The sequence below is a fragment of the Microbacterium sp. AK031 genome, from assembly GCF_024807145.1.
Classification (GTDB): Bacteria; Actinomycetota; Actinomycetes; order Actinomycetales; family Microbacteriaceae; genus Microbacterium.
In genome coordinates this window covers 12318-36145 of sequence record NZ_JANUCA010000011.1, presented here as the reverse complement: position 1 = coordinate 36145, position 23828 = coordinate 12318, and the positions used below count along the sequence as shown (strand labels likewise).

The 23828-nt window shown below is 65.7% G+C and carries 22 protein-coding genes and 1 tRNA gene; 7 read left to right on the top strand and 16 right to left on the bottom strand.

The window, feature by feature from the left end:
- Positions 1-120: 120 nt before the first annotated feature.
- The 5 genes from dgoD to HDC95_RS16530 form a co-directional block, all read right to left on the bottom strand.
- Positions 121-1266: a galactonate dehydratase gene (dgoD, locus tag HDC95_RS16550; RefSeq protein WP_396652728.1), complete on the bottom strand. Its 1146-nt coding sequence runs from the start codon at positions 1264-1266 to the stop codon at positions 121-123.
- A 2-nt stretch (positions 1267-1268) separates the two neighbouring features.
- A complete protein-coding gene (locus HDC95_RS16545) occupies positions 1269-1796 on the bottom strand; it encodes a gluconokinase (RefSeq protein ID WP_259064765.1) in 528 nt (175 codons plus the stop codon).
- A gap of 3 nt (positions 1797-1799) precedes the next feature.
- The gene (locus tag HDC95_RS16540) at positions 1800-2684 is read right to left on the bottom strand and encodes a carbohydrate ABC transporter permease (RefSeq protein WP_259064764.1); all 885 of its coding nucleotides are present in this window, start codon (positions 2682-2684) and stop codon (positions 1800-1802) included.
- Positions 2681-3607, bottom strand: coding sequence for a carbohydrate ABC transporter permease (locus HDC95_RS16535; protein WP_259064763.1), 927 nt, complete (start codon positions 3605-3607; stop codon positions 2681-2683). Before HDC95_RS16535 ends, HDC95_RS16540 begins: the two co-directional genes overlap by 4 nt.
- 69 nt (positions 3608-3676) lie before the next feature.
- Entirely contained in the window at positions 3677-4987 is a 1311-nt protein-coding gene (locus tag HDC95_RS16530; protein ID WP_259064762.1) for a sugar ABC transporter substrate-binding protein, read from the bottom strand.
- Positions 4988-5122: 135 nt separating this feature from the next.
- Between HDC95_RS16530 and HDC95_RS16525 the strand changes: the two genes are divergently transcribed.
- The 3 genes from HDC95_RS16525 to HDC95_RS16515 all read left to right on the top strand — a co-directional run bounded on the left by HDC95_RS16525 (position 5123) and on the right by HDC95_RS16515 (position 8168).
- Positions 5123-5890, top strand: coding sequence for a FadR/GntR family transcriptional regulator (locus HDC95_RS16525; protein WP_259064761.1), 768 nt, complete (start codon positions 5123-5125; stop codon positions 5888-5890).
- Positions 5891-5967: 77 nt separating this feature from the next.
- Positions 5968-6696 carry a response regulator transcription factor gene (locus HDC95_RS16520; RefSeq protein WP_310503277.1) on the top strand — a complete coding sequence of 243 codons (729 nt, stop codon included), beginning with the start codon at positions 5968-5970 and terminating at the stop codon, positions 6694-6696.
- Between the two features lie 11 nt (positions 6697-6707).
- Entirely contained in the window at positions 6708-8168 is a 1461-nt protein-coding gene (locus tag HDC95_RS16515) for a cell wall metabolism sensor histidine kinase WalK (RefSeq protein ID WP_259064760.1), read from the top strand.
- A 21-nt stretch (positions 8169-8189) separates the two neighbouring features.
- On the opposite strand, the gene HDC95_RS16510 is transcribed toward HDC95_RS16515, so the two are convergent.
- The 6 genes from HDC95_RS16510 to HDC95_RS16485 all read right to left on the bottom strand — a co-directional run bounded on the left by HDC95_RS16510 (position 8190) and on the right by HDC95_RS16485 (position 13764).
- A complete protein-coding gene (locus HDC95_RS16510) occupies positions 8190-9764 on the bottom strand; it encodes an FAD-dependent oxidoreductase (protein WP_396652726.1) in 1575 nt (524 codons plus the stop codon).
- Positions 9765-9779: 15 nt separating this feature from the next.
- Entirely contained in the window at positions 9780-10649 is an 870-nt protein-coding gene (locus HDC95_RS16505; RefSeq protein WP_259064759.1) for an FAD:protein FMN transferase, read from the bottom strand.
- Between the two features lie 5 nt (positions 10650-10654).
- The gene (locus HDC95_RS16500) at positions 10655-11155 is read right to left on the bottom strand and encodes an FMN-binding protein (protein WP_259064758.1); all 501 of its coding nucleotides are present in this window, start codon (positions 11153-11155) and stop codon (positions 10655-10657) included.
- Between the two features lie 63 nt (positions 11156-11218).
- Positions 11219-12253: a ribose-phosphate diphosphokinase gene (locus HDC95_RS16495; protein ID WP_259064756.1), complete on the bottom strand. Its 1035-nt coding sequence runs from the start codon at positions 12251-12253 to the stop codon at positions 11219-11221.
- A 7-nt stretch (positions 12254-12260) separates the two neighbouring features.
- The gene (gene glmU, locus HDC95_RS16490; protein ID WP_259064754.1) at positions 12261-13691 is read right to left on the bottom strand and encodes a bifunctional UDP-N-acetylglucosamine diphosphorylase/glucosamine-1-phosphate N-acetyltransferase GlmU; all 1431 of its coding nucleotides are present in this window, start codon (positions 13689-13691) and stop codon (positions 12261-12263) included.
- Position 13692: 1 nt separating this feature from the next.
- A tRNA-Gln gene (locus tag HDC95_RS16485) sits at positions 13693-13764 on the bottom strand.
- A 62-nt stretch (positions 13765-13826) separates the two neighbouring features.
- On the opposite strand from HDC95_RS16485, the gene HDC95_RS16480 reads away from it, so the two are divergent.
- The 3 genes from HDC95_RS16480 to HDC95_RS16470 are packed head-to-tail and all read left to right on the top strand — an operon-like array spanning position 13827 to position 16111.
- A complete protein-coding gene (locus HDC95_RS16480) occupies positions 13827-14642 on the top strand; it encodes a 13E12 repeat family protein (protein ID WP_259064753.1) in 816 nt (271 codons plus the stop codon).
- A 40-nt stretch (positions 14643-14682) separates the two neighbouring features.
- Entirely contained in the window at positions 14683-15177 is a 495-nt protein-coding gene (locus tag HDC95_RS16475) for a MarR family winged helix-turn-helix transcriptional regulator (RefSeq protein WP_188437026.1), read from the top strand.
- 22 nt (positions 15178-15199) lie between these two features.
- Positions 15200-16111 carry a pseudouridine synthase gene (locus tag HDC95_RS16470; RefSeq protein WP_259064773.1) on the top strand — a complete coding sequence of 304 codons (912 nt, stop codon included), beginning with the start codon at positions 15200-15202 and terminating at the stop codon, positions 16109-16111.
- A gap of 18 nt (positions 16112-16129) precedes the next feature.
- Here HDC95_RS16470 and HDC95_RS16465 read toward each other — a convergent pair whose 3' ends face one another.
- The 5 genes from HDC95_RS16465 to HDC95_RS16445 form a co-directional block, all read right to left on the bottom strand.
- Positions 16130-17920: an ABC-F family ATP-binding cassette domain-containing protein gene (locus HDC95_RS16465; RefSeq protein WP_259064752.1), complete on the bottom strand. Its 1791-nt coding sequence runs from the start codon at positions 17918-17920 to the stop codon at positions 16130-16132.
- A 146-nt stretch (positions 17921-18066) separates the two neighbouring features.
- A complete protein-coding gene (locus HDC95_RS16460; RefSeq protein ID WP_259064751.1) occupies positions 18067-19185 on the bottom strand; it encodes a sugar-binding protein in 1119 nt (372 codons plus the stop codon).
- Positions 19186-19215: 30 nt separating this feature from the next.
- Positions 19216-20535, bottom strand: coding sequence for a multiple monosaccharide ABC transporter permease (gene mmsB, locus HDC95_RS16455; protein ID WP_259064750.1), 1320 nt, complete (start codon positions 20533-20535; stop codon positions 19216-19218).
- Positions 20532-22082: a multiple monosaccharide ABC transporter ATP-binding protein gene (mmsA, locus tag HDC95_RS16450; RefSeq protein ID WP_259064770.1), complete on the bottom strand. Its 1551-nt coding sequence runs from the start codon at positions 22080-22082 to the stop codon at positions 20532-20534. The genes mmsB and mmsA overlap by 4 nt, the downstream gene beginning before the upstream one ends.
- Before the next feature lie 150 nt (positions 22083-22232).
- Positions 22233-23246: a LacI family DNA-binding transcriptional regulator gene (locus HDC95_RS16445; RefSeq protein WP_259064749.1), complete on the bottom strand. Its 1014-nt coding sequence runs from the start codon at positions 23244-23246 to the stop codon at positions 22233-22235.
- A gap of 137 nt (positions 23247-23383) precedes the next feature.
- Here HDC95_RS16445 and HDC95_RS16440 point away from each other — a divergent pair, with 137 nt between their 5' ends.
- Complete coding sequence (locus tag HDC95_RS16440; RefSeq protein WP_259064748.1) at positions 23384-23797, top strand: serine hydrolase; 414 nt, start codon at positions 23384-23386, stop codon at positions 23795-23797.
- The last annotated feature ends 31 nt before the right edge of the window (positions 23798-23828 follow it).

Here is a 23828-nt window from a genome sequence, read left to right as displayed (position 1 = left end):
CCCAGCCCGGTCAGGCCGTCATCCGTCGTCAATCGCAACGTCACAAAATTGCGATCGGGACTGGTCACGATGACCTCAGCCTTGTCGATGATCACTGCGGGGATCCTTTCCTCGAGATGTTCACCATTCCGCGACCGATCCATCGGCGTGCCGCCAGATCGGGTTCTGCCATCTCTCCCAGCGGGACGACGCCTCGCGCACCGCATGTTCGTCGATCTCAATGCCGAGACCCGCGCCGGTCAGCTTCTCGAAACCGCCGTCGACGAACTTCAAGGGCGACGTGTCGAGCACATAGTCGAGCACCTCTGCGCCCTTGTTGTAGTGGATGCCGATCGACTGCTCCTGGATGAGGTGGTTCGGCGTCGCGAAACCGACCTGCAGGCACGCGGCGAGCGCGAGGGGTCCGAGCGGGCAATGCGGAGCGATCACCGCGTCGAATGTCTCGGCGAGCGCGGCGATGCGACGCACCTCGGAGATGCCGCCGGCGTGCGAGAGGTCAGGCTGCGCGATCGCGATACCGGCCTGCAGCACCGGAAGGAACTCCTGACGGCTGTACAGCCGCTCCCCCGTCGCGATCGGGATCGTCGTGGCATCCACCATCCGCTCGATCACATGCGAGTTCTCGGGGACGACCGGCTCTTCGATGAAGAACGGATGCAGCGGCTCCAGCAGCGGCGCCAGTCGACGAGCGGTTCCGAGGGTGAATCGGCCGTGGAGATCGACCGCGACGTCACGATCAGGGCCGAGCGTCGCGCGGGCGCTCGCGACCCTCGCGACGACGGCGTCGAGTTCTGCCACCGAGCCGTTGCGGCTCATCTTCCCCGAGCCGTTCATCTTGACCGCGGTGAGACCGACGGCGAGCTGCGCCGAGATCTGGTCGGCGACCTCTGCGGGATCGTCGCCGCCGACCCAGCCGTACGCGCGGATCCGATCCCGCACCGCACCGCCGAGAAGGTCATGCACCGGAACGGAGAGACGCTTGCCCTTGAGATCCCAGAGCGCCTGATCGATGCCGGACACCGCGCTCGCGAGCACCGCCCCTCCGCGATAGAACTGGCCTTTGGTGAGCACCTGCCAGTGATCCTCGATCAGCGCGGGATCCTTGCCGACGAGGTACTCGGCGAACTGGTCGACGGAGGCTCGCACCACGTCGGCATAGCCCTCCAGCGACGCCTCGCCCCAGCCGACGAGCCCGTCGTTCGTCTCGATGCGCACGAACAGCCAGCGCGGCGCGACCGGGAACGCCTCGACGCGGTCGATGATGATGCTCATTCGTGTCGTCCTGTCTGCGAGCGGAAATCGGTCAGGACCGCATCGACGATCTCATCGGGTTCGGCGGTCACACTGACCCGGATGCCGCGCTCGTCGGCGGCGAGCGGCTCGAGCGTGTCGTACTGCGACTGCAGCAGCGACGCCGGCATGTACTCGTGCGTGCGCGAGCCCACCCGCTCACGCACCAACTCGATCGGTCCCCACGGTTCGACGAAGTAGACCAGTGGGTCGTGCTCACGGATGAGGTCGCGGTACTCGCGCCGCAGCGCCGAGCACGCCACCACCACGCCCCCGCTGCCCGTGTGAGCGGCCAGCATCTCACCCACCGCATGCAGCCAGGGCTCGCGGTCATCATCTGAGAGCGGCGTGCCAGATGCCATGAGCTCTACATTGCGCGGTGAGTGCAGCTCGTCGCCGTCGACGAAACGGACGTCGAGTCGCTCGGCGAGCATCCTGCCGATCGTCGACTTGCCGATGCCCTGCACTCCCATCACCACGATCGATGTGGTCGCTTCTGCCTGCACGCCTCAGCCCTTCGTCGCACCGGCGGTGAGACCGGTGACGATGTAGCGCTGGGTGAACAGGGCGATCAGCATGATCGGCGTCGTAACGACCACCGAGGCCGCCATCAGCGCACCCCAGTCGATCGAGGCGTAACCGATGAAGTCGAAGATCGCCACGGGGAGCGTCTTCGTCGCGTTGCCCGAGAGCACGAGGGCGAACATGAAGTTGTTCCACGAGAAGATGAACGACAGGATCGTCGCGGTCGCGATGCCTGGCACCGACAACGGCAGGGTGATCCGGAAGAACGCTCCGATCGCGGTGAGGCCATCGACCTGGGCCGATTCCTCCAGCTCTTCGGGAAGCTGATCGAAGAACGACATCATGATGTAGAGGATCAGCGGCAGTGACACGAACATGTGCGAGAGGATCAGCGGCAGGTATCCGCCCGTCATCTTCAGCTGGGCGAAGATGAAGTACCACGGCACCAGCAGACTGACCCCGGGGATGATGCGCGCGAGAAGAACGACCATCGCGGACTTGTTCATGATGAATCGGCTCATCGCGTACGCGGCCGGCACGGCGAGCAGGAGCGAGAGTGCCGTGGCCATGAAGGCGACGAAGAACGAGTTCCAGATGTAGACGAGGTAGTTGCCTCGGTGAGGGTCGAAGACCGTGCCGTAGTTCTCCAGCGTCGGGTCGAAGATGAACGCCTTGGACGGGTCGTAGATCTGCACGTTGAGCTTGAGGCTCGCCAACACCATCCAGACGATGGGACCGAGGAACGCGAGCACGATGAGCGCGAGTCCGAGGAAGCGTCCCAGGGTGCCCCAGCGGAACTTCCGCCTGCGCCGCATCGGAGGCATGGCGCCGCCGGTGACCAGCGTGCGGGTGTCTGCCGTGGTCGTCATGAGTCCTTGCCCTTTCGCTGCATCTGGAGAACCCAGATCACGCCGAGGATCAGCAGGAAGAACAGGATGAGAACCGCCGACGCCAATCCGTACTCGTTGTAGTCGAAGCTCAACCCGTACGCGTAGACGTTGAGCGTCTCCACATCATGGAAGGCGCCCCCGCCCTTGCCCTTGGTGGCGTAGAGAATGTCGAACGTCTTCAGTGCGTCGATACCGCGTAGCAGGACGGCCGCGATGATGACGGGGCGCATCAGCGGCACCGTCACGTACCAGAACCGCTGCCAGCCGTTCGCGCCGTCGACCTTCGCCGCTTCCTGCGGTTCTTCCGAGAGGCCTGTGAGCCCGGCGAGCAGGATGAGTGCCACCATCGGCGTCCACTGCCAGATGTCGACGAACGTCAGCGTCGCCAGAGACGTGGCGGGATCCGCCAGCCACGGCTGCGGTGGGATGCCGACCCAGGAGAGCATCTCGTTGATGAAGCCGATGTTCGGCTCGAAGAGCAGCCGCCACATCATGCCGACGGCGACTGGAGTCGCCACCAACGGCAGCAGGATGATGGTCCTCACGACGCCCTGACCGCGGAAGGGCTTCCACAGCAGCAGCGCGATGATCATTCCGAGGATCAGCTCGAAGAAGAGCGCGCCGCCGGTGAATGCGAACGTGCGCCAGACCGCCGGCCAGAAGCGCTCGGTGTCGGTGAGGACCTCGGCGTAGTTGTCCAGGCCGTTGAAGTCGAACTTCCGGCGGACGGAACGCTTGGCGTCGGTGAAGCTGAGGAAGAGCGTCCAGCCCAGCGGGATGGCGAGCAGCAGTACCGTGAAGACGATCGAGGGGCCGGCGAACAGCCACTTGCGATGCCGATTGGCCCAGCGGCTGAAATGCTCCCTCGCGCCGACCTGCTCGGGTGTCTGAAGTGCAGTCATGAATGCTTCCGTGTGGGTCTGCCGTCGCCGCCCCTGTCGGTGACCGGGGCGGCGACGGAATCGGAGTGGTTACTCGGCGTCTTCGAGGAGGAACTCGTCGAATGACTCGTTCGCGCTCTCGACCGCGGCATCCACGTCTCCCCCGGAGATCGCGGCCACGATCGGCTCGCCGACGATCTCGCGGGCCTCTGCCACCTGGATCACGAGGGGACGATCCTCACCGACGCCGTTCTCACCGTTGACCTTGATCGCCTCGACGAGCTCGGCCGGGTACTCGGCGGTGGCGTCCGCGTCCTCCCACACCGAGGTGCGGGCACCCATCACGCCGAGCTTCGACATCTCGAGCGTGATCTCCTTCGATGTCGCCCACTGGATGAACTGCCACGCCGCCGACTGGTTCTCGGAGCTCTCGTTGATCGCAAGAGCCCATGCCGCAACGTTGTATGGCTTGGATCCTGCATCTCCCTCGGGGAACGCGGCAAAGCCGACCTGATCCGAGACCGTCGATTGGGACGGATCGGTCATGTTCTTGTAGAGGCTGTCGGCATCTGCGATGAAGGCAGCCTGCCCCTGCTGGAACACCGCGAAGGCCTCGGGCCAGCTCATCTCGGGGTTGATGGTGGCATCGGTGTGATTGCGGATGAGATCGCCGTAGTACTGGTACGCGCCGCGCGCCTCATCGCTGTCGATCGCCGAGGCGCCGTCCTCGTCGATCCACTGGCCACCTGAGCTGAACAGGAATGCACTGAACTGAGTCACTGCGGCGGACTTGCCTGTGCGGCCGATGTAGCCGGCGACCTCGGGGTGCAGCTCGTGGATCGTCGCTGCGGCGGCGTCGAGATCTTCCAGAGTGGTCGGAACCTCGAGCCCGGCCTCTTCGAGCAGATCCTTGCGGTAGTAGAGCACGGTGCGCTCCGTGATGATCGGGACTCCCACGACCGCTCCCTCATAGGTGGTCAGCGATGCTGGTCCGGACTGGAAATCGGACCAGTCCCACTCCGCGTCGCCGTCGGCCTGCTCGGTGATGTCGGAGAGATAGCCGTTGCTGGCGAACAGCTTGTTCTCCTGCAGCGGGCGATACATCAGCACGTCGATCTCGTCAGTGCCGGCGTTGAGCTTGACGTTGTACTGGTCGGAGAGCTGGTCCTCCGCGAGCTGAGAGATCTCGACCTTCGCTCCGGTCTCCTCCTCGAACTCCGGGATGAGGTCCTTGATCGTCTCGGTCCAGACGTGGTTGGCGAGGGTGACGCGAATGGTGGTGCCCTCGATCCCCTCGCTCTCGTCGATCTCCGGACTCGAGCTGCAACTGACGAGCGTTCCTGCGACGACTGCCGTGGTTGCCGCCGCGAGGAAACGGGCGGTCTTGGATCGGTACTTCACTGTGACTCCGTCCTGAACCGCGCGTCGTCGCGAGGTTCCCTGGTGCAGATGTTCCGTTACGTCTGCTCAGTGGCCAAGATAGTCACCACAAGTCATACTTTTCAATACCTGTGACCAGAAAGATATGATCTAGCCATGACACTGCCCACCGGCATCAAGGCCGATCCGGCGTCGTCGGCCGCATCCAGCCCCGCCGTCGACCGCCGCAACCTCGTGTTCGACACGCTGGGTCGAGAGATCTGCGCCGGCGTCATCGGACCGCAGACGACGTTCACGACGGAGTCCATCGAGAGCCGATTCCAGGTGTCGCGCTCCGTGGTCCGTGAAGCGCTCCGCGCGCTCGAGGCGCAGGGGCTCATCACCCCGAAGAGACGCGTCGGCGTGCGAGTGCTGCCGCTCACCGACTGGAACGTGTACGACCTGCAGGTCATACGGTGGCGACTCGCCGGCCCCAGCCGTGTCGCGCAGCTGCGCTCGCTCACCGAATTGCGCGGGGCGATCGAACCGGCCGCCGCACGGATGGCGGCGATGCGTGCCCCGTTGAATCAGGCGAGCGACCTCGTCGGTCTCGCCGGAAGACTGTGGGCTGCCGGCCGCGAAGGCGATGCGGAGAAGTTCCTCGACCTGGACAAGCAGTTCCATTCGCTGATCCTGACGATGAGCGGAAACGAGATGTTTGCTCAGCTGCATCATCTCGTCGCCGAGGTGCTCACCGGCCGCACCCAATACGACCTCATGCCGCAGTTCCCCGCGCCAGAGGCGCTGCAGATGCACGTCGACATCGCGACAGCGATCCAGACCGGGAACGCCGAGAAGGCCGCGGCCTCGATGGTGTCGATCATGGATCGCACCCTCGACGAGATGAGCTCGATCTGGGAGCAGAAGGCGCCGATCATCAGCTGACGACCCCGCCGAGAACTCACAGGTCACCCATAGCGGATTCCATAGACACTCCATAGCTGATTCCTCAGAATGGGCTCATGACCAGTGATCAACCCGAACTGCGCCGCCCCGACGGCTCCCCCTTGCGCATCCTCGCCGTGGACGACGAGCAGATGCTCACCGACCTGCTCGCGATGGCACTGCGCATGGAGGGTTGGGAGGTGCGCACGGCGTCGTCCGGCATCGAGGCGCTCCAGGTCGCGCGTGATTTCGAGCCGGATGCTCTGCTGCTCGACATCATGATGCCCGACCTCGACGGCATGAGCGTGCTGCGGCGACTGCGCGAATCGGGCAACCTCGTGCCTGTGCTGTTCCTGACCGCGAAGGATGCCGTCGGCGACCGCATCGCCGGGCTCACCGCCGGCGGCGACGACTACGTGACGAAGCCGTTCAGCCTCGAGGAGGTCATCGCGCGCCTGCGCGCCATCATCCGCCGCACCGGACTCGCCAGCGCAGATGACGGTCAGTCGATCCTGCGCGTCGGCGACCTCACGTTGAATGAGGACAGCCACGAGGTCGAGCGCGACAGCACCGAGATCGAGCTGACCGCGACCGAGTTCGAGCTGCTTCGCTACCTCATGCGCAATGAGCGCCGGGTGCTCTCGAAGGCGCAGATCCTCGACCGGGTGTGGAGCTATGACTTCGGCGGCAAATCCTCCGTCGTGGAGCTCTACATCTCGTACCTGCGCAAGAAGATCGACGCCGGCCGCGCGCCGCTGCTGCACACCGTTCGCGGAGTCGGCTACATGATCAAGGCTCCGCATTGATCGATCCGGGGATGACGCACCGACCGCTGACACTGCAGACGCGGCTGATGGCCGCTGTCATCGGATTCGTATCGCTCATCCTCATCATCGTCGCCGTCATCACCAGCGCGACTCTCGGCACGTCCTTGGAAGGCCGACTGCAGGATCAATTGAACCGGATCGCGAGCCAGACGACAGTTCTCGTCAAACAGGCCCAGCTCCTGACGGTCGCCGGCCAACCGCTGACCGCGCAGAACGTGCTCGCCGGTCAGCACTATCCCGGCCTGCTGCTCGCGATCGCATCCGAAGGCGGCGCCAGCGGCGCTCTGGTCACCTCCGATGGGATGACCGTTCTCACGGATTCCCAGTTCGAAGCGCTCACCGAGGCTGTCACGGAATCTCCTGACGCTTCGGTGACTTTGGATGGTCTCGGTTCGTTCTCGGTCACGGTCAGGGAGTACGGCGGTGTCGGAATCGTCACAGGGCTCCCCCGCGACGAGGTGCAGAGCACCATGGCGCAATTGCTCACCGTGATCACGCTCGCCACACTCGGCGGACTCATCCTGCTCGCCCTGACGACCGCGATCACGATCCGAGTGAGCCTTCGTCCGCTGCGCGCAGTCGCCGGAACTGCGACGCGGGTCGCCAATCAGCCGCTCGATCGCGGCGAGGTGAGCATCACCGAACGGGTGCCGGTTTCCGAAGCCGATCCCCGCACGGAGACCGGAATGGTCGGCGCAGCGCTGAACACACTGCTGGATCACGTGAACGATTCGCTCGCGGCCCGCCAGAAGAACGAGGAGCGGATGCGACGCTTCGTCGCCGATGCGAGCCACGAACTGCGCACACCCCTGGCATCCATCCGCGGATACTCGGAGCTCTCGTTGCGAGATCGCGAGCTGCCCGAAACAGCTCAGACTGCACTGGAGCGCATCCAGGCGCAGTCGCTGCGGATGACGCGGCTGGTGGAGGATCTGCTGCTGCTGGCCCGCCTCGATGAGGGCCAGGAGCTCGTGCACGGCACCGTCGACCTCACGCGGCTGGCCCTCGAGGGACTCACCGATGCCCGTCCGACGGCGCCGGCGCATCACTGGACGATCGAAGTCCCCGAGGAGCCCGTCGTCATGCTGGGCGACGCGGGACGCCTCCATCAGGTGGTGGCCAACCTGCTCGCCAACGCACGCACGCACACCCCTGACGGCACCACGATCACACTGAGTGTGGCCAAGGAGGCCGACGAGGCGGTCATCCGGGTGCACGATGACGGACCGGGGATCGACCCGCAGGTGCGCGACGAGCTGTTCGCTCGCTTCGCGAGAGGAGACAGCTCCCGCGCCCGTCAGACCGGCGGCACCGGCCTCGGCCTCGCGATCGCGAAGGCCATCGTCGAGGGCCACCGCGGCACGATCACCGTGGACTCCGAGCCGGGCAGCACGACCTTCACCGTGCGCTTCCCTCTCACGCCCGCGCCGACCCCGGCCTCGATCTCTTAGCCGAGCCGCGGTCAGCGCCGCTCAGTACCCAGCGAACGCGTCCGTCGTCAGCGACCGCGCCTTCTGCAGCGCAGGGGCGAGATCGGCGATGAGCCGCGGAGGGCCGGAGATGTACGCATGCCGCGCAGATATGTCTGAGACCACACGTTCGAGCCCCGCGGCATCCAGACGAACCCCTTGCGCCCACGTCCAGTGCGCCGGAAGATCCGCCGGAGCGTCCCGGGTGAACACGAGCGTGCGCACGCCGGTCTCGGCGAGCTCGGACTGGAAGGCGAGCTCCGAAGCCTCTGCTGCGACATAGACCAGCACGACGTCTCGTGTGTGTCCTTCCGCGTGCATCTGCCGCAGCTGCGACACGAACGGCGTCACGCCGATCCCGGCAGCGACCATGAGCACCGGCGACTCGCCCTTCGGCAGCACGAAGTCGCCCCAGGTGCCAGTGACGGCCAGCGTCGCGCCAGGCTCAGCGGCAGCGAGCGCGCGCTTGTAGCTCGACGGATGCTTCTGGTCGCCGTTCTTGTACGCGATGCGCAACGTCGGCAGGTCAGCCGGTGCCGAGACGATGCTGAACTCCCGGCGGGTGCCGCGCGCGTCGGGGTGGTGGTGCGGCACGTCGAGTTCGAGGTACTGCCCAGGGAGGAACTTCAGCTTCCCCCAGGCGCGGAAGATGAGCTCCTGCGCGGTCGGGGTGATGAACTCGCGCCTCTCGAGCGTCAGACGCACCGATCCCCGCAGCGCGAAGGCGAACGCCAGCAGGTTGCCGATCAGCAGCGCGCGCTCCTGCCCGAGAGTGAACAGTCCTCCGACGAGGATCGGCCATCCGGCGAGGACGCCGACGAGAGCCGCGACCCAGAACTGCTGCCAGCGCCGTGGCGGACTCGTCAGCGGCTCCGACACCATGAACGCGCCGAGGAACAGGAACGGGCTCTGCAGCACCGCGAACTGAAGGGCGGTCGCGATGTCGAACTCGATGTCGAACTGCTGGGCCTGCACGGCCTGGCGAACGACCGCAGTGCCGATCGCGACCAGCAGGAAGACGAGCACGACGCGCACCTTCTCCGTGCGCCAGAGGACCGCGAGCCCCAGCACCGCGACCGGGATCGCCATCGCACCGTTCCCGACCCACCACGAGGCCGAGGTTCCGAGCCATTCGAACGCGCCGAACGAGCCGATGATCGAGACGACGGCTGCGCCGAACGCCGCCGGGTTGAGGATGTGACGGCCACGCCAGGCGATGAGGTACTTCGACACGCTCGCGAGGATGCCGGCCAGCGCGAGTCCGACCAGTGCGGCGGGCTCCACGCCCGGTCGCATCACGAACAGCATGATCAGCGCCGTGACCAGCGACGACTCGACGCGCCACGGCAGATGAAGCAGCCGTTGCACGCCGGCGTCGACCGCCGAGATCGCGAGCGTGAGCACGACGAACGATGCCAGCAGTTCGAGGGGTGTCGGCGCGACGATCACGCCGAACATCGACAGCACCAGCGCGGTCAGGGCGAGGGCCGCCAGTGAAAACAGCACGAGGCGGTACATCGACATCGCACCGAGTACCGCCAGGACACGCTGACGAATGGCCGTGAATGAGAACGTCACGAGTACAACTCTTCCCTATCTGCGGATGCCGGGCGCCGTGAAGAGCTCGGCCGGGCAGTTCGGCGAGCGTTCGGCAAGACCCGCCGTGCTCATGCGCACCCATTCCGCGCCCCAGCGAGCGGCGAGCTCTGGCCCACCGTCGAAGAACAGGGCCGTGGCCACGGCATCCGCCCGCATCGCGTCGGGAGCGATCGCCCACGTCGCCGCCCACGTGCGCACTGGTGCACCGGTGCGGGCGTCGAGAACGTGATGCAGACCGTCTCCCCAGGCGCGCCTGTTGATCGCGGAGGCGCACAGCGCCTGGTCTCGGATGCCCACGACGCCGATGGCCTTGGCCGGGTCGAACGGATGCTCAAGGCCGATGCGCACCTCATCGCCACGCACGGCGATGTCGCCACCGGCATCCACTGTCACGCTGCCGGGAACGCCGGCGAGCTCGGCGAGAACGAGGTCGACGAGGCGCCCTTTGCCGAGCGCGCCGACATCGATCTGAGCCGGGGACCGGACGGACAGGCGCATGTCGGACCAGCTGAGGATGCCGGTCCACTCGGAGGGTGCCGGCCGCGGCCCGCCCGCGACAAGAGACACCGCAGCGTCATAGCCCAGTGCGCTGAGACTCTCACCCACGAGCGGGTTCACGGCGCCGCCCGTGGCGTCGGAGAGCTCGCGGTACGCATCCAGCATGACCACGGCATCCGTCGGCGCAGGCACCTCACCGCCGTCGCGGGCGAGCGAGCTGACGAGCGAGTCGGCTCGGAATCTCGACCATGCACGGTCGAACGAATCGATCACGGCGCTGACCCTCGAACGCACGGTCTCGCTCAGCGGGCTCTCCGTCTCGATCTCCCAGCGAGTGCCGATCGCTTCGAAGCGCCAGAGAGACATGGCGCTCAGGCTGCGGCCTGGTCCTTGATGTCTTCGACGGCCGCGTTGAATCCACCGCTCGTGAGTGACGAGCCGGCGACGCGGCTGACGTTCAGCTCGTCGATCGAGACACCGACGACCTCTTCCGCGATGCCGTCGATGAACTGTCCCTGATACTGCTCGGTCTCGCGTGCCTGCGGTTCACCTGTCACCTCGACCTCGGTGACGATGCCATCTTCGAGCGTGAGCGTGACCGAGATCTGCTCGACCGTCTCCGGCGTCTGGTATGAACCATCGGCGGTGTAGGTGCCGTCGGTGTACTCACCGGAGCCGGATGAACTCTGCGAGTCGGATCCGCTGCCGGATCCGGTGCTGCCGTCGGATCCTGTGCTGCCGGTCGGCGTGCCGGCGCCCCCGGCAGCTTCAGCGTCGGCGGCATTCGAGCACCCGGCCAGGACGAGGAGACCGGCGACGCCTGCGACAGCGGCACCCTTTCGAACGGAAGAGGAAACGCTCATGCTCATCATAACTCTGACATTATGTCGACCTGCTATGGGCAGGCTGTGTCTGGGCCGGCTGCGTGCGGGCGGTTACGCGTCGCCGCCGAACATGCTCGTGACGGAGCCGTCTTCGAAGACCTCGTGGATGGCACGTGCGAGCAGCGGTGCGATGGGGAGGATCGTGAGGCCGTCCCAGCGACGCGATTCGGTCAGCGGGATCGTATCGGTGACCACGACCTCATCGATCGATGCATCTTGCAGTCGCTCGTTGGCCGGGTCGCTGAAGATCGCGTGCGTGGCGGCGACGATGACGCGACGCGCGCCCGCTGCCTTGAGCGCCTGCGCGGCCTTGACGATCGTGCCGCCCGTGTCGATCATGTCGTCCACGAGCAGACAGGTGCGGCCCTCGACGGTACCGACGATCTCGTGCACTGAGACCTGATTGGCCACCTTCGGGTCACGGCGCTTGTGGATGATCGCGAGTGGAGCGTCGAGGCTGTCCGACCAGGTGTCGGCCACGCGGACTCGTCCCATGTCGGGCGAGACGATCGTGAGGGTCTCACGATCCTCGGCGGTCAGGTTCTCGCGGAAGTACTCCAGCAGCACGGGCTTGGCGAAGAGGTGGTCCACCGGACCGTCGAAGAAGCCCTGGATCTGGGCGGCGTGCAGGTCGACGCTCATGACCCGGTCGGCGCCGGCAGTCTTGAGGAGGTCGGCGACGAGGCGGGCGCTGATCGGCTCGCGGCCACGCCCCTTCTTGTCCTGTCGCGAGTATGGGTAGTAGGGCGCGACGACGGTGATCCGCTTGGCCGATGCGCGCTTGGCGGCGTCGATCATGATGAGCGTCTCCATGAGCCACTCGTTGACCGGTTCGCCGAAGGTCTGAATGAGGAACAGGTCGCAACCGCGGATCGACACCTCGAAGCGGGAGTAGATCTCGCCTGAGGCGAAGGTGCGATGCTCGGTCGGCGCGATCTCGGTGCCGAGGCCTGCGGCGACCGCAGCCGTCAGCGCAGGGTGCGAACGACCGCCCGCGATGACGAGCCTCTTCTTCGTCTTGGCGACGAGTCCCGGCGCGATGCCGTTGTCCCGATCCAGTTCAACGGTCTTCTTCTTGCGCGCCATGCTCCGCCTATTCCGCCGATTGTTCCCGAGCCGCAGCATCCGCCGCGCCCGTTCCTGCTCTGTTCTTCTCGACCCAGCCCTCGATGTTGCGCTGCGGGGCCACGCTCATGGCCAGCGCACCGGCGGGAACGTCCTTGCGGACGACGGCGCCGGCACCGGTCTTCGCACCTGCTCCCAGCTTAACGGGCGCGACGAGCACCGTGTGCGAGCCCGTGTGCACCTCATCCCCGATCTCGGTGCGGTGCTTGTTCACGTCGTCGTAGTTCGCGGTGATCGTGCTCGCGCCGAGGTTGACGCCGCGACCGATCGTCGCATCGCCCACGTACGAGAGGTGCGGCACCTTGCTGCCGTCACCGATCTGGGCGTTCTTGGTCTCGACGTAGGCGCCGATCTTGCCTTTCGCGCCGAGGGTCGTGCCTGCGCGGAGGAATGAGAACGGTCCGACAGTGGCACCGGCACCGATGACGGCGAGCGTCGCCTCCGAGCGGCGGATCACGGCATCTGCACCCACCTCGCAGTCGACGAGAGACGTGTCAGGACCGACGACGGCGCCGGATTCGATGACCGTCGCGCCGACGATGTGCGTGTTCGGCAGGATCGTGACGTCGGGCGCGAGCTTCGCGTCGTCGTCGATCCAGGTGGTCGCGGGATCGACGATCGTGACTCCTTCGAGCTGCCAACGGCGGACGATGCGCGCGTTCAGCAGACGTCCGACCTCGGCCAGCTGCGCACGATCGTTGACGCCGTAGGTCACCGTGACATCCGAGACGACGGATGCCGCGACGCGGCCGCCGTCGCGGCGAAGGAGCCCTGGCACATCCGTGAGATACATCTCGCCCTGGGCGTTGTCGACGCCGATGGCGGGAAGGTACTCACGCAGCGTGGTGGCGCGGAACACATACATTCCCGCGTTGATCTCCTGGACGGATGCCTCGTCCTCAGTGGCGTCCTTCTGCTCGACGATGCGGTCGACACCGCCATCGGCATCCCGGATCACTCGTCCGTAGCCGGTCGGATCCTGCACGACCGCCGTCATCAATGTCGCAGCGGCGTCGGCCGCCCTGTGCGCGGCGATGAAGGAGGTCAGGGTGTCGGCATCGGCCAGCGGGCAGTCACCGGAGAGGACGAGCACGTCGCCGTCGAAGCCCGAAGGCAGCGCATCGACCGCGATCTGGACCGCTCGACCGGTTCCGGGGATGTCGTCCTGGTCGACGAATGTCACGTGCGGATAGTCTGCCGTGAGCGCTGCGACGACCTGGTCGCGCTCGTGACGCACGACGACCTCGACGTGCGCGGCATCGAGCGCCGTCGCCGTGGTCAGCACGTGTCCGACCAGCGGGCGACCGCTTATCGGATGCAGCACCTTCGGCAGCCGGGATTTCATCCTGGTGCCCTGGCCTGCAGCGAGCACGATGATCGCGAGCTTGTTCTCCGTCATGCTCCGCCGCCAGGATTCGAACCTAGACCTAACAGCTCCAAAGGCTGTCGTGCTGCCATTACACCACGGCGGACCGTGACCGTCGGGGTCACCAGACAAGTCTGCCATGCCGCTCGCTCGACGATTCGCAGTTGCGTGAATGTGCGATCCGGATCGCAGAATTCCGCCGAGGGGATCCTCGAAGAAGCGCCCACTGGTGACCATGATGCCGACGACGACGGCCTGACCCTGCGAACCGCCTACGAGCACGACGTCGTGCCGTACGGCTGCGAGACGACCGCGCCGCGAACCAGAGCTCGCGCGCGTGCCGTGACAGCCGCACTGCGACCGGTCGCGCAGGAACAGGCTCACCGCGAAGCACGTGACGAGCGCGAGGTCAGTGTCCGTCCGACCTCCGACGGCATCGCCCAGTTGATCGGCGTGATTCCGGAGGTTCTCGCATACGCGATCTTCGACCCTCTCACTGCGGCGGCCGCCGCGATGGACGACGACCGCACGACGGATCAGCGACGCGCTGACCTCTTCTGCGATCTGCTGCTGACCGCCATGGCGTCGACAGCCATGGGCATCGATCTGGACGCGATTCGACCCACCGGTCAGGTGACGATCGCGGCGAGCACTCTGGCCGGCCGTGATGACGCGATGGCCGAGCTCGACGGCGTGGGTCCCATCCACCCCGACCTCGCCCGCAGCCTCGCCGGTCGGGCGCTCAGCTTCTCCCGGTTGTTCCTCGATCCCGATGGGATGGTCACCAACGTCGACACGTACGTCCCCTCCAGCCGGTGCAACCTCGCCTGTTTCTGCACGAGTCATCATCCGCTGAAGCATCCGAATGTCGATGCACGACATCGATGGACCGTCGGGCAACAGCCCGAGGGGACTCTGGTGTGGGCAAGTCCACTCGGGCGCGAGTACGTCGATACTCCCGAACTGCGTGTGATGTTCGTCTGACCCGGATATGTGACGTTCGTCGGAGACGGATAATGGTGTGATGAGCGAGGCAGATGAAGTCGACCGGATCGTCGGCGCGTGGAACACCCAGCGCCCCGACCTGGACTTCTCGCCGCTGGAGGTGCTCTCCCGCATGGACCGGCTCTCCAAGCACCTCGACCGTGCGCGACGCGACGTGTTCCGCCGCAGCGACATCGAGCCATGGGAATGGGACGTGCTCTCCGCGCTTCGGCGTGCAGGAACGCCATTCCAGCTCTCCCCCAAGCAGCTGTTACAGCAGACCCTCGTCTCGAGCGGCACCATGACCAATCGGATCGATCGGCTGGTCGGACGCCGCTTCGTCAGGCGCGAGGCTGATCCCGGCGACGGTCGAAGCGTGCTGGTCACCTTGACCGAGGACGGACAGATGCGCGTGGATGCCGCGATCACCCGCCTGGTCGACGTGGAGGCCGAACTGCTGCAGGCACTCTCCCGCGCCGACCGCGACCGCATGGCAGCCCTGCTGCGCAAGCTCAGCCTGAGCTACGACTCCTGATGCAGAGTCTCCTCTGATGGCGATGCGCTCCCCTCTCCCCGTCCGCGACGGCGTCGGCGCCACCCGCCTGCACGTACCGCTCACCGGCCCCTGGCCCACCGTGAGCGCCTACATGGTCGAGCGCTTCTTCCACCTCGATCCCGAGCGACTGCTGATGCGCTTCGACGACGGTGAGATCATCGCCACCGACGGCTCCGCCGTCACTCGCGATGCACCGCTGGGTGCGGAGGAGTTCGTCTGGTACTACCGCGAGCCCCCGGCCGAGACGCACATCCCGTTCGACATCGAGATCCTGCACGAGGACAGGGATCTCGTCGTGATCGACAAGCCGCACTTCCTGCCATCGACGCCGGCGGGCAGGTACGTGCAGAACTCCGCCCTCGTGCGTCTGCGCCGCCTGCTCGACAACGCTGATCTCGCGCCGGTGCACCGATTGGACCGTGCGACCGCCGGGGTGCTGATGTTCTCCGCTCGCCCCGTGACGCGCGGCGCATATCAGACCCTGTTCCAGCGCCGTCAGATCGAGAAGGTGTACGAGGCAGTGTCTGCGCGGCCGGCGGGATGGACGAACGATCTGCCCCGAACGGTGCGGCTGCACATCGAGAAGCTGCGCAGTCAGGTGTGCGTCGACGTCGACGCCGACCGCGATCCGAACTCCGAGACGCTCATCGAACTGATCGACGCCGACGAGCACGTCGTCCATACGCTGCTTCGCCCGCACACGGGCAAGATGCACCAGCTGCGCGTGCACCTCGCGAGCATCGGTCTCGGCATCCTGCACGACAATCTGTATCCGATCCTCACGGACGAGAAGCCGGACGATCACGACAGACCCTTGCAGCTCCTCGCCCGCGAACTGCGATTCATCGACCCGCTCAGCGGTGAGGAGCGGGACTTCCGCACGCAACGGACGCTGCGCTACGCGCCGCTCTGACCGCGGTGGCGACGCGTGTCAGCCGAGCTGCTCGCTGAGCTCCAGCCATCGCGTCTCGTTCTCTTCGACCTCGGACTCCAGCGCACTGATCCGCTTCATCTTCTCAGCGAGTCCTTCGTAGTCGGACTGGTCATGCTCCACGAGCGCGTGCTTGGCCTTGTCGATCTGCTGCGTGAGCTTCTGGATCTTGCGCTCGGCGGCCGCGATCTCCTTCTGCGCAGTACGGAGAGCAGCGCCCTCGAGACCGGGTCGTGATGAGGATGCCGCGGACGCGCCTGCCCGCGGAGCATTCTGCTCTGCCACACGCAGCCGCAGATACTCGTCCACTCCCCCCGGCAGGTGGCGCAGTCGCCCTCCCATGACGGCGAACTGCTGGTCGGTGACGCGCTCCAGGAAGTAGCGGTCATGGCTCACCACGAGCAGGGTGCCCGGCCAGGAGTCCAGAAGATCCTCGATGGCCGCGAGCATGTCGGTGTCCATGTCATTGGTCGGCTCGTCGAGGATCAGCACGTTGGGCTGCTCGAGCAGTACGAGCAGCAGCTGCAGGCGCCGCTGCTGGCCACCGGAGAGATCCTTCACCGGCGTCGAGAGCTGAGCAGACGAGAAACCGAGTCGCTCGAGAAGCTGGCCTGGAGTGAGTGACTGCGACTTGGATCCGGTGCCGAAAGTGTACTCCGTGCGCAGGCTCTCGATGACCTTGCGAACCGGGTCGTTCCAGACCGTGGTCAGCTCGTCGATCCGCTGGGTGAGGGTCTTGACCTTGACGGTCGTGCCGCGCTTGACTCGACCGCTGGTCGGCTGGACCGTGCCGGCGACGAGCCCGAGCAGCGTCGACTTGCCTGCGCCGTTCACCCCGAGGATGCCGGTGCGCTCGCCCGGCGCGATGCGCCACTCCACGTCCTTGAGAATCTCGCGGTCGTCGTATCGCACGCCGGCATCCAGCAGGTCGACGACGTCCTTGCCGAGACGGGAGACGGCAAGCGACTGCAGTGAGACCTTGTCGCGGATCTCGGGGACGTCCTCGATCAGCTCGTTCGCCGCATCGATGCGGAACTTGGGTTTGCTGGTGCGTGCGGGCGCTCCGCGGCGCAGCCAGGCGAGCTCCTTGCGGGCGAGGTTCTGGCGCTTCGCCTCCGTCGCCGCCGACATGCGGTCGCGCTCCACGCGCTGCAGTATGTACGCGGCGTATCCGCCCTCGAACGGCTCGACGATCTGGTCATGCACTTCCCACGTCTCGGTGCAGACCTCGTCGAGGAACCAGCGATCGTGCGTGACGACGAGGAATGCGCCGGAATTGACTGCCCATCGCTTCTTCAGGTGCCCGGCGAGCCACGTGATCGCCTCGACGTCGAGGTGGTTCGTCGGCTCGTCCAGGGCGATGATGTCCCAGTCCTCGACGAGCAGCGCGGCGAGCGCGACACGACGCCGCTGTCCACCGCTCAGGCCCAGAACCTGCGCATTCCAGTCCAGGTCGGCCAGCAGCCCCTGGATGACGTCGCGCACGCGGGCATCTCCGGCCCACTCGTACTCCGGCATGTCACCGACGACCGACTGCGCGATCGTGAGGGTGTCGTCGAGTGTGTCCGCCTGATCCAGCACGCCGACGGTGGTGCCGGCGCGCATCGTCACGCGTCCGTCGTCCGGTTCCTTGCGGCCTGCGAGCATCGCCAGCAGGGAGGACTTGCCGTCGCCGTTGCGACCGACGATGCCGATCCGGTCCCCCTCCTCGATGCCGAGGGTGATGGAGTCGAATACGACCTTGGTCGGGTATTCCAGGTGGAGGCCTTCGGCCCCGAGAAGATGTGCCATGTCATTCCAAGGCTACGGCAGTCGGCTGACCGCTAGCCTCGGTGGCATGACCACCTTCTATGCGTGAGGCTGAGCCGCGCGCAAAGAAAACGAGCCGCCCGGACCCGAAGGCCCGGACGGCTCGCGCGTCCCCAAAACGGAAGTCGTTACTTGTACGACTCCACGATCTCCAGGAGGCTCGGCACGTTGGCGTACGCCTCGGCAGCGTTCTCCTTCGTGACGATGACCGGGTCGAGAAGGTACGACGGGACGACCTTCACGCCGTTGTCGTAGGACTCGGTGTCGTTGACCTCAGCCTCTTCGCCCTTCTGCAGCTGACCGACCATCTTGATGGCCTGCTCCACGAGCAGCGCGGTGTCCTTGTTGATCGTGGAGTACTGGATGCCCTCCATGATCGACTTCACCGACTCGACCTCGGAGTCCTGACCGGTGACGACCGGGACTCCCTTGCCAGCCTGCTGTGCAGAGGTGAGGATGGCACGGGCCAGCGTGTCGTTCGGCGAGAGCACGCCGTCGAGCACCACGTCGCCGCCGTACGAGCCAGTGAGCAGCGTGTCCATGCGGTTCTGCGCGTTCTCGGCCAGCCAGCCCTCGGTGGCCGTCTGGGCGATCTCGGTCTGGCCGGAGACGACGTTCAGCGTGCCGTCATCGATGGCCGGCTGGAGAACCTCCATCGCGCCATCGAAGAAGACAGCCGAGTTGGCGTCATCCGGCGAGCCGGAGAACAGCTCGACGTTGTATGGCGCCTCGTGATCGGCGCGCTCGGCGAGCCCGTCGAGCAGCGCCTGGCCCTGCAGGTTGCCGACCTTGAAGTTGTCGAACGCGACGTAGTAGTCGACGGCTTCGGTGTTCTCGATCAGGCGGTCGTAGGCGATCACGTAGGCACCGGCATCCTGCGCCGCCTGCACCTGCGTGGCCAGCTGCTTGCCGTCCTTCGCACCGATGATGATGACCTTGGCGCCGTTCTGCACCATGGTCTGGATCTGGTTCTGCTGCTCGGCGACCGTGTTGCTCGCCGGAGCGTACTGGACGTCGGCCTTGTAGCCGGCTTCCTCCAGGCCGTCGGTGAACAGCTGACCTGCCAGCACCCAGTTCTCACTGGTCTTGTCGGGCAGCGCGACGCCGATCGTCGAGCCTGCCTCGAATCCGGTGACTTCCTCGTCGGTACCGCCTCCGGTGTCGCCGCCACGTTCGCCTGAGCAACCGGTGAGGGCGAGAGCTGTTGCGGCGACAATCGCTGTGGCCGCAAATGCCATTCTCTTCATGCGATCTCTTTCTCTGTTTCTTGGTGTGGACTATTTGGGTTTGGGGTAGTCGGTGAGGTTCGGCCCTTCGGGCCGGCCGCGCCGACGCATCATGAATCCGATCAACGATGGGCGTCCCTGCTGCTTGTTCCAGACGTCGATGCCGACGGCGATGAGGAGCACGAGGCCCTTGATCATCGAGACGACGTCGGCGCCCTGGCCGAGCAGCTGCAGACCGTTGTTCAGGAACGCCATCACGAGACCACCGATGATCGAGCCGATCACGGTGCCGATACCGCCGGCGACGGCCGCGCCGCCGATGAACACACTGGCGATGGCGTCGAGCTCCCAGCCGTTCCCGTCACCGGGTCCTGAGGCCTGCGAGCGGGCGACGAAGATCATGCCGGCGAGGGCCGCGAGCACCGACATGTTCATCATGACGAAGAAATCGACCCAGCGGTCCTTGACACCCGACAATCGGGCGGCCTGCCGGTTGCCGCCGACCGCGTAGATGTGCCGGCCGAAGACGGTGTTGCGCGTGATGAACGAGTAGATGATGACCAGTGCGAGCAGGATGATGCCCGACACCGGGAAGCTCGTACCGGGGCGACCGGTGGCGAACATCCAACCGGCGGCGAGGACCACGACGGACAGCAACACGACCTTGGTCACGCTCACCCAGAGCGGCGCCATGATCGAGCCCATCTTGTGCTGAATGCGGCGGGTGCGGATCTCCCAGAAGATCAGCCAGGCGACGCCGGCGAGGGCAAGGGCCATGGTCGGCACGTTGAACTGCAGCGGAAGAGCGACCTCGGGCAGATAGCCGGCGCCGATGTACACGAACTCCTTGGGAACCGGGATGGACTGCGAGTTGCCGATCCACTGGTTCGCGCCGCGGAAGAACAGCATGCCGGCGAGCGTCACGATGAACGCCGGTACGCCGACGTACGCGACCCAGAAACCCTGCCAGGCTCCCACCAGAGCACCCACGACGAGTCCGAGGACGATGGCAAGCGGCCAGGGGAGGTTCCATTCCGCCATCGACTTCGCGACGATGATGCCGACGAAAGCCGCGACGGAGCCCACCGACAGATCGATGTGGCCCATGATGATCACCATCACCATCCCGATCGCGAGGATCAGGATGAAGGAGTACTGGTTGATGACGTTGATCATGTTGCCGGGCGTGAGCGTCGCGCCGTTGGGTCCGTTGCGCACGAGCGTCAGGACCTCGAACAGGAGGACGATGACGATCAGGCTGCCGAAGATGCCGAACTGACGCAGTGACGACTGCGCACCGCCGAACATCTTGCGGATGTCGCGGAAGTGGAATCCCCGATTCTGGATCTCTGGGGTGGTGCTGGTGCTCATGCGGTCGCCTTCTGATTCGTGGAGGTCATGCTGCGCATGAGCGCCTCCGGAGTTGCCTGGTCAGCGGGGATGCAGTCGGTGACGCGTCCCTCGAAGATCGTGTAGATGCGGTCGGAGATGCCCATCAGCTCGGGCAGTTCACTGGAGATGACGATGACGCCCTTCCCCGAAGCCGCGAGCTCGTTGATGATCGAGTAGATCTCGTACTTCGCACCGACGTCGATGCCGCGGGTGGGCTCATCGAGGATCAGCAGATCGGGGTCGGTGAACATCCACTTGGCGAGCACGACCTTCTGCTGGTTTCCGCCGGAGAGCTTGTTGACGCCCTCTTCGACCGTCGGTGTCTTGATGCGCAGCGCCTTGCGATATCGCTCAGCGACAGCGAACTCCTCGCGGTCGTCGACGACGCCGCGCTTGGCGATCTTCGACAGTTTCGCGGAGACGACCGCGCGCTTGATCGTGTCGAGCAGGTTCAGTCCGAGGGTCTTGCGGTCTTCGCTGACGTACGCGAGCCCGTGGCGGATCGCGCTGGAGACGTCGCGGAGCTCGATCTCCTCGCCGTCCTTGAACATCTGCCCGCCGAGGAAGTTGCCGTACGAGCGGCCGAAGATGCTGCGGGCGAACTCGGTGCGCCCTGCTCCCATGAGACCGGCGATGCCGATCACCTCGCCGCGACGGACGGTGAGTCCTGAGCCCTTGACGACCATGCGCTCGGAGACGGTCGGATGCTGGACCCACCAGTCCTTGACCTCGAAGAAGACCTCGCCGATCTCGGGTGTGCGATCCGGGTACCGGCTCTCCAGCGAACGACCGACCATGCCGCGGATGATGCGGTCCTCGTTGATCTCGCCCTTGGTGATGTCGAGGGTCTCGACGGTACGACCGTCGCGGATGATCGTGATCTCGTCGGCGATCTGCTCGATCTCGTTGAGCTTGTGGCTGATCATGATCGACGCGATGCCCTTGGCCTTGAGCCCGAGGATCAGATCGAGCAGGTGCTGCGAGTCGTTCTCGTTCAGCGCCGCGGTCGGCTCGTCGAGAATGAGCAGTCGCACGTCCTTGTTGAGGGCCTTGGCGATCTCGATGAGCTGCTGCTTGCCGACACCGAGGTGCTTGATCGCGATATCGGGATCCTCGTTGAGGCCGACGCGGGCGAGCAGCTCGGTGGCGCGCGTCTTGGCCGCGCTCCAGTCGATGACGCCGCCGCTCGAGATCTCATTGCCGAGGAAGATGTTCTCGGTGATCGAGAGTTCGGGGATCAGCGCGAGCTCCTGGTGGATGATCGCGATCCCGGCCTGCTCGCTGGCCACGATGTCCTTGAAACGCTGCTCCTCGCCGTAGAGCAGGATGTCGCCGTCGTACGAGCCGTACGGGTAGACCCCGGAGAGCACCTTCATCAGAGTCGACTTGCCTGCGCCGTTCTCCCCGCAGATCGCGTGGATCTCGCCCGCTCGCACGGTGATCGAGACGTCGGAGAGTGCTTTCACACCGGGGAACTCCTTGGTGATGTTTCGCATCTCCAAGATCGGCCCCGATACTGCTGGCATCGTTGCTGTGCTGCTCACGGATCTTCCTCGATACTTGACGGTCATTCTTAATGTGACCGTTCACATGAGACACAATATTGCGCCTCTTGATCTCCGGTGTCAAGTGGACGTTGTCTCTCGTTGCGCTATCGAGACGCGACAGGTGCGATGTCAGCGCGACGCGCTGGACGAGCGCAGGCGGAGCTGCGGCACGGCTGGACCGAATTCAGGGACGTCGTCCCCACGGATCTGCGCGAGCAGGATGTGCACGGCACGCTGCCCGAGCGAGGGGAAATCCTGATGCACGGTGGTGAGCGGCGGCCAGACGTGAGCTGCGACGGGTATGTCATCGAAGCCCACCACGCTGACCTGGCGCGGCACCTCGATCCCCGCATCCCTGAAACCGTGCATGAGGCCGATGGCCATCAGGTCGTTCGCGGCGAAGACCGCGGTGAAATCCGGGCGGCGCGCGAGTTCGGTACCCGCGAAGTAGCCGAAGTCCGCCGTCCAGTCGCCACGGATCGGCGGGAACGTCGGCAGGTCGGCCTCGCGCAGCGCCTCGAGGTATCCGCGCATGCGCGACTCCGCCTCGATCCAGTCCTGGGGCCCTGCCAGGTGGACGATCTCACTGTGCCCCAGTGAGATCAGGTGCTCGGTGACCGCACGCGCACCGTCCACCTGGTCCGCGGAGAGCGAGAAGCCGTCCGAGCCCGAGGCAGTCTGCAGGCTGACGAACGGCACGCCGACGGCCATGCCGCGCAGCACATTGAACACGCGCACCTGAGGGGCGAGCACGACGATGCCGCTGACCTGCTCCCTACCGAGCTGCCTGATCGCGTCCCCGATCGCCTCAGGAGTGGTCGCGGGCAGGTTGACGGTTGTGACCGAGTACCCCTCGACACGCGCGGCGTCCTCGATGCTGGCGATCGACGAGGTCGGCCCGAACTCGCCGATCGTGGCGGACAGGATTCCGATCGTGCGGGACCGACTGGTGACGAGGGCGCGCGCTGCGAGGTTCGGCTTGTAATCGAGAACCGCGATCGCATCCTGCACGCGCTTCTTGGTCTCGGGGCGAATACTGGGATGATCGTTCAGCACTCTGGAGACGGTCTGATGCGAAACCCCGGCGAGGCGCGCGACGTCACGGATGCTCGGCACTCGTGCACGCTCGCTTGGGGCTGCCATTGCGACGCCTCCCTTGCGTGTGCACGGTCACATAACTGTGTCCATTATGTCCCCAGCGCACGGCTGCACGCATCTCGCACCGGTCACCCGTAATCTCAACGATCAGGGCACGATCGCTAGACGGAGGATCAGACGTGATGATATTGGATGAAGCAGGCGCCTGGCTGGAGGAGATCCTCCCCGATCTCATCGAGCGAGGGCATGTGCCCGCGGCATCCGTCGCCATCCTCTCCGACGGCCAGATGGTCGGCGCTGCGGCAGGCGTTCTCAACAATGACACCGGCGTCGAGGCGACAGCCGCATGGCTGGTCCAGATCGGCTCGATCACCAAGGTCTGGACCGCGACACTCGTCATGCAGCTCGTGGACGAGGGGCTGCTTGACCTCGACGCACCGGTGCAGACGGTTCTGACGGATTTCGTGCTCGGCGACGGCGACGCGGGCTCTGAGATCACCCCTCGCCAGCTGGTCCGCTCGACGGTCCCCGCCGGCTGGCCATTACCGCCGAGGATCTGCTGGGCTTCGCACGGGCGCACATCGAGGGCGGCCTGACCCCTGACGGTTCGCGCGTTCTCGGTGCCGA